General features: G+C 40.8%; 7 protein-coding genes. All 7 read left to right on the forward strand.

All coding sequences use genetic code 11. From position 1 onward, the window contains the following. The first annotated feature begins 4 nt into the window (after nucleotides 1–4). A complete protein-coding gene (locus tag HDC90_RS10390) occupies nucleotides 5–6,643 on the forward strand; it encodes a polymorphic toxin type 23 domain-containing protein (protein WP_184466036.1) in 6,639 nt (2,212 codons plus the stop codon). After that, entirely contained in the window at nucleotides 6,637–7,251 is a 615-nt protein-coding gene (locus HDC90_RS10395) for a hypothetical protein (RefSeq protein ID WP_184466038.1), read from the forward strand. The genes HDC90_RS10390 and HDC90_RS10395 overlap by 7 nt, the downstream gene beginning before the upstream one ends. 168 nt (nucleotides 7,252–7,419) lie before the next feature. After that, nucleotides 7,420–7,689 carry a hypothetical protein gene (locus tag HDC90_RS10400; RefSeq protein ID WP_184466040.1) on the forward strand — a complete coding sequence of 90 codons (270 nt, stop codon included), beginning with the start codon at nucleotides 7,420–7,422 and terminating at the stop codon, nucleotides 7,687–7,689. A gap of 399 nt (nucleotides 7,690–8,088) precedes the next feature. Further along, the gene (locus HDC90_RS10405) at nucleotides 8,089–8,628 is read left to right on the forward strand and encodes a hypothetical protein (protein ID WP_184466042.1); all 540 of its coding nucleotides are present in this window, start codon (nucleotides 8,089–8,091) and stop codon (nucleotides 8,626–8,628) included. 161 nt (nucleotides 8,629–8,789) lie between these two features. Further along, complete coding sequence (locus HDC90_RS25745) at nucleotides 8,790–9,056, forward strand: T9SS type A sorting domain-containing protein (protein ID WP_370576604.1); 267 nt, start codon at nucleotides 8,790–8,792, stop codon at nucleotides 9,054–9,056. 72 nt (nucleotides 9,057–9,128) lie between these two features. Beyond that, nucleotides 9,129–10,223: a type IX secretion system outer membrane channel protein PorV gene (gene porV / locus HDC90_RS10415; protein ID WP_184466044.1), complete on the forward strand. Its 1,095-nt coding sequence runs from the start codon at nucleotides 9,129–9,131 to the stop codon at nucleotides 10,221–10,223. Between the two features lie 515 nt (nucleotides 10,224–10,738). Then, a partial coding sequence (locus HDC90_RS25335; protein ID WP_221451830.1) for a collagen-like protein occupies nucleotides 10,739–11,419 on the forward strand: 681 nt, incomplete at its 3' end.

Raw genomic sequence — 11,419 nt, forward strand, 5'->3', positions numbered from 1 at the left:
TCTAATGAAAATTCTTTCCACTCTTTCCGTAATAGTTTTTGCACTCGGTATACAAGTAAGCGAGGCACAGAATAAAAAAGATAGTACGAACAAGCAGACTGATACCTTAAACAAATCCACTGGCACGATATTACCAATCATCTCCCGGGAGATTAAAGTGGTAAAAGAAGCAGTTCCACAGTTTTCCAAAAGCGAGGCTAAAACAGGTGTGGCAAAAAACAATACATTAGGAACACCAGTTGAGAAACCTCCTGTGGATCCTGTTGATCCGGGAGATCCACCAACAGGACCGGGATCGTCCGGAGCAAGCGAAGCGGGACGGACAACTACCAGTATTGATGTGTCTCCAAGTGGAGGCTCTGTTTTCAACATCCCATTTTTTCTCCCACCAGGTCTTGGCAATGCTGTTCCCCAGCTCGGGCTATCGTATAATGCGCAATCGGGAAACGGTAGCGCGGGATTTGGGTGGAATATTACAGGGCTATCATCTATAACGCGCTTATCGACCACAATATTCCATGATAACAAGATCAGGGGAATAAACTTTGATGCAGATGACCGTTTTGCACTTGATGGCCAAAGACTTTTGTTAAAAAGTGGAAACTATGGGGCAGATGGTGCAGAGTACCAAACAGAGGTTTACTCAAATATCAGAATCTTCTCACGCGGGGTTTCTCCATATGGCGCTTCTTTTGGTCCTGAATATTTCGAGGTATTATATCCTGATGGTTCAAAAGCGTTCTATGGGAGCAGTACCAATTCGAGAACGCAAACACAGTATTCGATAACATATAGTGAAAACGCAATTGGTGCGAGGATAAATTATAGCTACAACCAATCCAATAATGTCCTTTACATCAGTCAGGTGTCTTTTGGGGCGCTAGGTAACGCCAGTCCGATTAACCAGGTAAATTTTAGCTATGCTTATGCTACCAGAGCCGAAACGGCATACGTTGGGGGACTGGCTTTTTATTGGGACCAAATATTAACGAAGGTCAGTGTTATAGCCAACGGGAACAATTTCAGAAATTATAAAATTACCCATAATGCTATTACGCCCTTAAATTATCAACGTATCGCTAGTGTTCAGGAATTCGATGGCAATGAGACCAAGTCTTTTATGCCCATTAACTTTACATATGGTGCTACGGGTGATATACTGTCTACAACGCTTGTTTCCAATCTTGGGCTTTCTGGATTGGCAAGCAATAACTCGGATATAGTTACCGCTGATTTTACAGGTGATGGGTCGATGGACTTTTTAGTTTATCCCAAAGGAGTAAAAGATAAGTTTTGGACATTCTTCGATCTGGACACAAACCCCCAGAGTTTTAACATGGGCTATCAGATTAACACAGGTGTTTTTAAAGATATCTTCCCGGTAACTTGGTTGACACATAATGAAAAGATAATTTCTGGTCAGGGAATCGCCGTCGCAAAAGACAACGGGCCGGGATCTGTTAAGTTCACTGTTTATTCATCTGGCACTACTGCACCTGTATATTACCAGTACGATAAGATATGGAATGACCTGCCTCGTTATCCTGGTTACCATTCTGGCTGCGATAATCAATACCACGAGGGAGAGTTTGCTGATATGGATTTCGTTTCCGGGGATTTCAACGGTGACGGTCTTTCAGATGTGATAGCCATTGGAAAGTCAACCAGTGTGGTAGTGTACGAGTATATGGATCCAAATGGTGGGGGCGATACTGATTGGAGACAGCCAGCTCCATGGGAGGAAGAACTCCTTGTGAGTACTATGGGGGGCTGTATTCAACAATATGCAGAATCTGGCTCACAGGCTACTTTTGTGAATCTTGACCGAAGGCTCAGTTCAGATTATATTACCCCTTTAGGCGGGCTGTATCCATTCTATCAGACTGGAGAAAAACTTTATTCAGGTGATTTTAACGGGGATGGGAAAACTGATTTTGTCCACATCAAGAATGGGGCAATGTATGTTTATACCCTCAATAGCAATCAGATGCTGGAACAGCTCTGGCAAAAAATTGATACAAGAATCGTTCTTGGCCAGGTTATCCTGTTGGGAGATTATAATGGTGATGGTAAGACTGATGTGATGTTCTCTACTGGAAATAATTCCCTTTTTACCACTTTTATGTCTACAGGAAAAGGATTTGAAAAACAGGAGAAATACCAGCCGTTTACTAATACGCCGGCAACCTGGGATGGTACCGGCCCTGGCACACTCAATCTTTACTATCTACTGGCCAATGATGTTGATGGAGATGGAAAAACCGATATCATCTCGGCGCAGACTACAACCTATAACTCAAGTTCGCTGGGGACGCTCTATGTCTCTGTTTACAATAATTCTGGGGCATCGTATGATCTACAGCCAAATTTTACCCTCAGCGTTTCCTCGAATTGGAGGAGAGCAAATCTTAGGCATTACGCTATTCCTATATTCCTTAATCCAACCCGGCCAAACTTCAGGCTTGAATTTGGGTTTTTAAGTGATAACTCGGTGAATCTCTTTAAATTCAATAGAGATGTCAAGGCTGAAACCCAGTTACAGGCAGTTGAGCAGGATGGTGTAATTTATACTATAGAGTACAAACAACTTGTAGGTAACCAGGGATATACTGATATTCCGATTTACCAGGCCGGTTACGAGCAAACCTACCCCTACGTTGATTTGGAGAATATTCCTGGTATGTCCTTTGTGAGTAAGATCAATCGATATTTTGGATCTGGGGTGGTAATTCAGGTCTTTGGTTATGGTAAAGCCGTAAGCCATGCACAGGGACTTGGTTTTTTGGGGTTCGGCGAAGTAATCCGGAGCAACTGGCATGTAAACAGCAGTGATAACAACCGTATTTTCAGCATTAGTATTTCTGATCCACAGCTTCGAGGAGCTACAATCAGAAGCTTTAATACAAAATCTACCTATCTCAACCCCAGCATAAAAAATATGGGCCTAACACCGCTGGTTACTGGCGACGGTGCTTCGCTGAACGATTATATTAGCAGAACAGACCAGGTTTACAATACACAGCTTCTGCCAAACAAAGTCTTTGTCAATGTAGCCGTTGGTATAGTTAGCAAAGATATGCTCTCCGAAACCTTCAGTACCCAGACTATGGAATATGACAGTTTTTATAATGTTACCAAAAGCACAGGGAATTTTAATGGCGAAGGCTCGAAAATAACAGATATTACTTACGATAACAATCCTTCGGGTAACTACATCGGGAGAATATTATCCAGTAAGGCAACCTTGAGCAGTGGAACGGAGATTTTTATAACAGAAGATGAATATACTTATAATGGTTTTCTACTCACCCGGTTAAAAAAGAAAGGGAACGGTACCGATTGGGCGATAGAAGATATGACCTATGACGGTTTTGGTAATGTAACCCAAAAAGCCACCACAGCACCTGGAGGTGCTCAACATTCAGTAGCAATGAGTTATGATGCTACCGGGCGCTTTATGATTAATTCGACGGATATTGATGGGATGATTTCTTCAGGTACATATGATAACAGTACAGGAAATCAGCTTACTGATACCAATCCTTTTGGTCATACAACCACCAATAGTTACGACACCTGGGGCAAGGTAATTTCGAGTACTGATTATTTAGGCAAATCAACCGTTACCACATATGCTGCAACAGCGCTAGGTGGTACCAGTATTACCAGAAGCAATGATGAAGGAAACATTACAACCAGTTTCTATAATGCCTTGGGACAGAAAACCGGTGACGTTACTAAAACCGTTATGGGAGGCAACCTGGCTACCGAAACAGAATACGATGTGTATGGGCGTCTCTTCCGCCAAAGTGAACCTGCCGCGCAAGGTTCTGCCAGTCAATGGAACGAAACGGCTTATGATGAATATGGGAGGGTAAAGAAAACTACCAGTTTCACGGGCAAAGTAACTAACATCACTTATAGTGCTTTAAGCACTACTGTAAACGATGGGACTAAAAGTGTAACTACCACTAAAAATGCGATGGGGCATATTGAAAGCTTGCAGGACCCTGGAGGAACGATCAACTATAGTTATTATGCTAACGGGAATATGAAGATGGCGAATTACGGGGGCATCATACTGAGTATTGAGCAGGATGGCTGGGGACGGAAAACGAAGCTGACAGATCCATCTGCAGGGATATATGAGTACCAGTATGATGGCTGGGGCCAACTGATCAAAGAAATAACACCAAAAGGGGTTACAGAAATGAGCTATGATAATGCAGGAAAAATTACGCAGAAAAAATTAACTGGTGATGAAACCAACATTCAGCTGGATTATACTTATGACGGTACGACCAAATTAATGACCAGTTTGGCCTTGAGCAATGCCGACGGCAATAATACAACTTATACCTATAATTATGATGGTGACAAAAGAATCAGCAGCACGGTAGAAGATAACGTACATGCCCGATTTGTAAAAGGGTATACTTATGATGGCTTTGGTCGCATTAATACCCAAAGTTACGAAGCTAAAAACAAAGCAAATAATACCATTGCAACTAAAACTATAGAGATGCAATATCAGAATGGAGAGCTTCTGCAAACTACATTACAAGGTACCGGTCAAATCTTATGGAAGGTGAATGCGCTTGATAGTAAGGGGAATTTAACACAAGCGATGCAGGGAACGGCGTTAAAAAACACGATACAGTATGATGGCTATGGTTTTCCACAACAAAACCTTCTGGAAAATATAGCCGCTACACCTACTACTCTAATGAGCCTAGGGTATAATTATGATGCACAGCGTGGTTTACTTAACAGCCGAAGTAACAGTGCCTTTAACTGGAGCGAGAGCTTTAGTTATGATAGTCAGAACCGCTTAACGGCTTTTAATGATAATGCAGGCAATAATAGCCAGGTCTATGATAACCGTGGTAGGATAACCGACAACAGCCAGTTAGGAACTTACGCTTATGACGGGAATACTTACCGTCAAAGCGAACTAACGCTCAATGTAGGCGCAAATCCATATTATCAAAATGACCACCCGCTACAGCAGATCAGCTATAATGCTTTTAAAAGTCCGGTGGAGATTATAGAGCAAGGCAAGGAACGCATCAGCTTTCAGTACAATGCTTCACTTGGGCGCTCACACATGTACTACGGTGATGAGCAAGCTGATAAATTGTTGCGCCGCTACAGGCGGCATTACAGTGAGGATGGGGGGATGGAAATTACCAATGACTTGCAGACCGGAAAAACCTGTTTTGTTTTTTACCTGGGTGGTGATGCCTATACAGCGCCGGCAATATGGAAAGAAGAATACTCGGGCGGAGCCGCCCAGGCCGCTAGCCTATACTACTTGCACCGCGACCATCTGGGCAGCATTGTAATGATTACCAATGACCAAGGTGCCGTGGTAGAGAAACGCCAGTTCGATGCCTGGGGCAATGTTGTAAAGATACAAGATGGGGCCGGGAATGATTTGGCTGGCTTTGTCGTATTAGATAGAGGTTATACCAGCCACGAGCATTTGCTTGGAGTAGGACTAATCCATATGAATGGACGTTTGTATGACCCTAAGCTGCACCGGTTCCTATCACCCGATAATTTTGTGCAGGATCTTTACAATACACAGAACTATAATCGCTATGGTTATGCGATGAACAACCCGCTCATGTTTACGGATCCTAGTGGGGAGTTTATTTGGGCATTTTTTGCAGTTGGAGCCTTAATTGGGGCATTGACAGGCGGAGTAAGTTATGTAGCATCGGCTATAAGGACGGGTGACTGGAGTTGGAGTGGGCTCGGAATGTCGATGCTTGCAGGAGCTGTTATAGGAGGAGTAACGGGTGGGGTCAATCCCGCCGGACTGGTCAGCAGTTCATTAGGGACTACGTTTGCAAGTGCTTTTGTAGGCGGGTTTATGCCTGCTGCAAACTTTTCACTAGGTGATTTCAATTTCAGTATTTCTCCGTCGATAGCTTTTGGCAAATCATTTGGCTTTGGTGCAAATTTTAGTGTTGGATATTCTACTGGTAATTGGAGCATTAGTGGGGGGCTAGGTTTTATGGCTTACGGCAATTACCAAGGATTTGGAAAAGCAGGCGAAGAAATAAGAGCCTCATTGATGGGAGGCTATAATGACGGGACTACACGATTCAGCTTAAGTACAAGCTGGTTTAGAGGAACAAATGATATGAAAGAGTTCAATCAGCGTTCAACTTTGCTTGTCTATGGACACAAGAAATTTTCTTTTGGATATGAAAATGATGGAAGTCCATTTAGTTATTTTCCTAAGAAAATACTTAGTAACGACACCGATATGTACAGGACAAACGGCGCCTTTATCGGAGTGGGCGACTATACCCTAAATCTAAATATGTTTACGGGGCCTAATGGTTCAAGTAGCAATTGTGAGAATTGTATTGATGATAAGGCCGGACGCTCAAAAAAGGGAGCGAAGCTGGGGCTATGGAACAATCCTGATGCAGACAAATACAGATTGGGTATTTTATCAATCGGGCATAAAGGCTTTAACATGGGCATAGATTCTGAATACGTACGAGATGCATTTCAAAACTGGTTCGCTCATAAAATTGTCTCTCCTCAGCCGGGTTTCAGGATGTTAAGTAAAACAGTTGCTCCCTATGCCCAGTATAGAAAATTTAACCCCTACACGTTATGGTAAAATACATAAAAGGTCATCTTGTGATAATGTTACTGCTATTAACATACAGTTGCATTCCTCCAATTATACACAATAAAATGAGACTGACTAATTGGGATGATGGAGATGAAAAAATATTGAACAGCAATGGCTATTACTATTCTGTCTATGATCGGTCGAATATTACGGATAGTAAACAGGGTAAAGGAATTTATATGAAAATTTTCCTTGAAAATGGATTTACATACACGGTTCGGAATGGTTATGGAAGTGAGTGTGGAAAGGTTGTTGATTTATCCTGTGAGATTTCCGTGTCCGAAAGAATGCTAACAGCCTATCTTGAAAGTCCCAAAAGTAAAAAAATCAATACCATGGACATATGGAACTGGGGAAAATACAAAATAATAAAAGACTCCATCTTAATACAAACATATTACAACCACCAGGGGGACTACTATTTAAAGGAGGAGGTGGGAGAACGGCTGGCTCCTTCTAGTTTCAGAATCCTTCAGATCCGGGATTATAGAACGGATAAGGTTGAAAAGGTAAACCGAATATTTAATTTTAAAATTTTCGATGTCCATTTAATACAAGATAAGGTACCGCAAAACAAAGTATTCAGAAGATGAAGATAACTGACGACCTGGCGCAGGATACACGATCGCCTGGCAGGCTTGGGGTGGAGATTTGCATTGAGCGCTGTGGGAAGAGTTGCATTTTCTGCCGTTTCACGAGGCTATTTAATCCTTATCGTTTAACTACTTTCTTTTTTTTCTAAGGCTATGAGGTTTATTAAAATGTTGATTATCAATGTAATTCTTTTTCAAGGTTGCGCACTGAATAAGAAAAAAATTGAAAACTGTAATAAAGATCAGGCAAAGATATTGGCTGATAAACGAATGAAAAGAAGAGGATTTGACCTTAAACATTATAAGGTAATTGTAGACGATGAACCTGATTGTTATAGGTTTGACTATCGTCTTAAGGCGGTGAGTTTAGGCGGTGGTGGTACAATAAAAATTGCTAAAAGTGACTGTAAGTTATTGAGTGAACTTTTCTATCAATAAAGCTAGGTAGAGAATTCTAAAACCAAAATTGTGATTGGAAAGACGTCGGGGCTCTGCTGTAAATTGTTTTATTTACAGCAGAGCCCTAAGCTCAATTTTATGTTAAAGAACAAACTGTTATATACTGGATATAGAAAATAAATAAAAGGCAGTCTAAACCCTTTGCCATATTATGATATTGTTAAAGTAGATTTACTGGGAAGTCAGAGTCAATAACCTTGAAAAATTCGAAATGGACTTAAAAAATGGATGAAGAATATATTTAATCAATCGCGATTAAAAATTAACAATTTGATAATATCGGAAATTAAATGGATAACCAAGGTTTTTTAATTTTGTGTGAAGTAGGAATTTATATTTTTTTTAAATTTCCTTAAATACTAAAACGCTCCATCTCCTATGAAAAAATCACTAATCCTGATTTTAATCTCTTTTAGTCTCACTACGCTGTCTTCCTGTAAAAAGAAGGAAATAGTTGTACCTGAGCCTACTTTACCTGAAATAACCCAATCTGGACTGAATACATTCGGTTTTATGTTCAATAATGAAGTTTGGACTCCGAACTTACTTTTACTTACGCTGTCAGCAAATTATGGGATGGAAGGTGATGCTATAAAGCTAAATCTTTTCTGCAGAAGAAAAAGTCCTCAGAACCAAAAAACGTCTGATTCTTTTAACCTAAAATATATCAACCCGGATATCAGTACCGGAACCTACGAACTCAACGAGCAAAATTGTAAAATCGATCTTGAAACCATTTTAGCAGACAACCGCGCAAAAGAATATAGCCTTTATGGTAAAGGAAGTATAACATTTATCCGCTGGGATCTGAAAAACAGGATCGGCTCTGGAACATTTACGTTTACAGTGAGGGAAAAAACAACTGGTGAAACCGTTGCCATCACGCAGGGAAGGTTTGATGTGGTTCTTGGAAATTAAAATCTCTTCAATTTAAAAATGACATTGGTATACGATATTAAATTCTGCCAAACGGTACTTACACGCTAGATGTATGGATCAGTGGTGGGGCTTGTAACATAAGTACCGAACTGTCTGAGGTTGAAATTATCTACCAGAGCTGCAATCCCGCCAAAATTGCGATTTATCCCAACCCCGCCAGTTCAGAAATAAAGATCAGCACGAGTGGAGGGATTAATACTACTACCCGGTCTACGTCTTCTGATAACCAGGGCTTTTCAGCGAAATTATTCAGTGATAAAGGAAGTATGGTCAAAGAGGCAAAAACTGACTGGCAAAATCCCCAGGAAATCCTGCTTCATGTTTCGGACCTTAAAAACGGAACCTACTTTCTACATGTATTTAAAGGAAAAGATGTAATCAAAAAGCAGATCATCATCTCACATTAATTTATTTCAAGGAATATCGAATAAGAATATCATTTGGAGGGCATCTCACGGCTGCCTCTTAAATTCAATATTATGAACAGTAGGAAAATTTTGCTTACAATCTGTTTGTCTTTAAATATCTCCTTTACTTTTGCCCAGTATATCGACAACCGGATCAATACAAGCCTAGCAGTCCCTTTTCTGTTATTATCAGCTGAGGCAGGTCCATCAGGAAGGGGGGAAGCTGGGAGCGCGCTATTAACAGATATGCCTGATGTTGAAAGTGGAATGGCTAAACTTCCCCATGCTTCCCAAAGATTTAATATCAGTACGACCTACACCCCATGGCTGCGAAAATTGGTCAGTGACAGGAAACTGATCTATCTTGGGACATTTTTCAGACCTTCAGAAAACCTGGCACTGTCGGCATCTGTCAATTACCTTTCTTACGGCGTGATAGACTTCGTCGATGAAAATAACAGTGGCCTAAATAGCGTAAGGCCAGCAGAATTTTATATCAGCCTTGGCATAGCCAGAAAATTTGGGCCTGATTTTTCAATGGGTATGAAACTCAAGGTGATCAATTCCAATATGTACAACGGTATGAGCAATAACCTCACTATGCAGTCTGGAAGTGGATATGGAATCGATCTTTCTGTACTCCGACTTTTTCCATTAACTGCCATCCAAGCAGGCTCATCGTTTTCGCTGGCATTAAATGTGCTCAATGTCGGGCCTAAAATTTCTTACTTTAACCAAACTGCACAAAAATTCTACTTACCGACCAGTTTAAAAATTGGAAGTGCCCTAAAGCTTGAAAACGAAAACAACAACACTTTTTCTCTTGCATTTGACATTAACAAACTTTTAGTACCGGCTCTACGACACGGCGAGGATAAAAGTGTAATGGCATCTATAGGAGCATCTTTTAATGGCAGTGAAGCACTTGGCAATATCGGGCTGTCAATAGGTACCGAATATAACTTCGATAAAAAGTTGGCTTTTAGAATGGGCTACAATTATCAGAAAAGTGATCAGCTTCTGGGAAGTTTTTTCTCCCTTGGTACCGGTTTAATACATAAAAACATAGCTGTAAACTTATCTTACCTGATTGCTGATGCCAGACGCTCTTTTTTAAGTAATACCATGAGGATCAGCCTGGGCTATAGCCTGCTTAACTTTCGTTGATAACCTACTTATTTCATATTTAGGCAGTATGTATGAGATATAGATCATTGGAGTAACTGGTGGTTTCCAACAACTGCTTGTTTTAGATCGATGTTATATGATTGTGGTTTTCAAAATATTAAACTAAAACTTACCCTAAACTCATTTTCAGGTAATTCTCATCTTCGAAATATTGGTGCCGCAATCGCGTCATCGTGTAAATCTAAACCTGGTTTACATCGAAATGAACACGAAGTTTATGAACAGGATTTTTTGCAAAAATTTTGAATATAGAGCGATTATAAAAATCTATAACTTCCTGGAACAGGATTCCCCGACAGTACAAGTAAAATGGCTGTCTTTTTATAGCATATCCTTTAGCAAATTATTGCTATTTATAACTGATGGTATGGCAATAAAATGGAGTAATTCGCCAATCTCTGTTTGGTTGATGGTTGTAATGTTAATTTTAAATTGCCTGGGTAAAAATCAACCCACGGGTAATTAAATAAACGCAAATCATCCATCATTCTTTTATGAAGAAAGAATTACATTTTCAGCTATTTTCAGAAAAAACAAGGGCCCAGAACAAACGTGGTAGTCTTTTAGATCATTTAGTTTACTGTTTTATCAATACCATCCGTAAAATCATTTGGATTGGTTTGATATTCGGATTTCCTACGCTGGCTTTCGCCCAGCAAAAGGTAAAAGATGGCTCTGTTGGCGGTAGTAACCTGCCAAATAAAGATGCCATACTTGAACTGGAAAGTGCGAACAAAGGGATTTTACACGTAAGAGTAGCCTTGAGGCTTACTACGGATGCTTTTCCTTTGAGTGCGCATGTAGCTGGTATGATGGTATATAATACCGCTACGGCAAATGATGTTGTGCCTGGGATATATTATAACGATGGTACTAAGTGGGTATTTGTAAGAAGTTCAAATGCTATCCTTGTTGAAAATCAACCCGGAAAAACAGGTGCTCCAGGGATACCGGGAGCAACGGGTGGACCTGGTACAGGTGTTACCATTGTAACCAACGACAGTGGAACCTGGGTTTATAACCCAACAACCCATAGCTGGACGAATATTAATGGAGCCAAAGGAGATAAAGGTGACAAGGGAGATGCCGGTGTGGTAGGTGTTCAGGGCATGCCTGGAACCAGCGGTAGCCCGGGTACACCCGGTTCAGGAACCGCTGGTGCTCCGGGTGCAGGT

The sequence above is a fragment of the Pedobacter sp. AK013 genome (assembly GCF_014205835.1).
GTDB lineage: Bacteria > Bacteroidota > Bacteroidia > Sphingobacteriales > Sphingobacteriaceae > Pedobacter.

What these genes read in the sequence shown, in the direction of transcription:
- HDC90_RS10390 (WP_184466036.1), top strand. Translation starts at nt 5, where the DNA reads ATGAAAATTCTTTCCACTCTTTCCGTAATAGTTTTTGCACTCGGTATA.
- HDC90_RS10395 (WP_184466038.1), top strand. Translation starts at nt 6,637, where the DNA reads ATGGTAAAATACATAAAAGGTCATCTTGTGATAATGTTACTGCTATTA.
- HDC90_RS10400 (WP_184466040.1), top strand. Translation starts at nt 7,420, where the DNA reads ATGTTGATTATCAATGTAATTCTTTTTCAAGGTTGCGCACTGAATAAG.
- HDC90_RS10405 (WP_184466042.1), top strand. Translation starts at nt 8,089, where the DNA reads ATGAAAAAATCACTAATCCTGATTTTAATCTCTTTTAGTCTCACTACG.
- porV (WP_184466044.1), top strand. Translation starts at nt 9,129, where the DNA reads ATGAACAGTAGGAAAATTTTGCTTACAATCTGTTTGTCTTTAAATATC.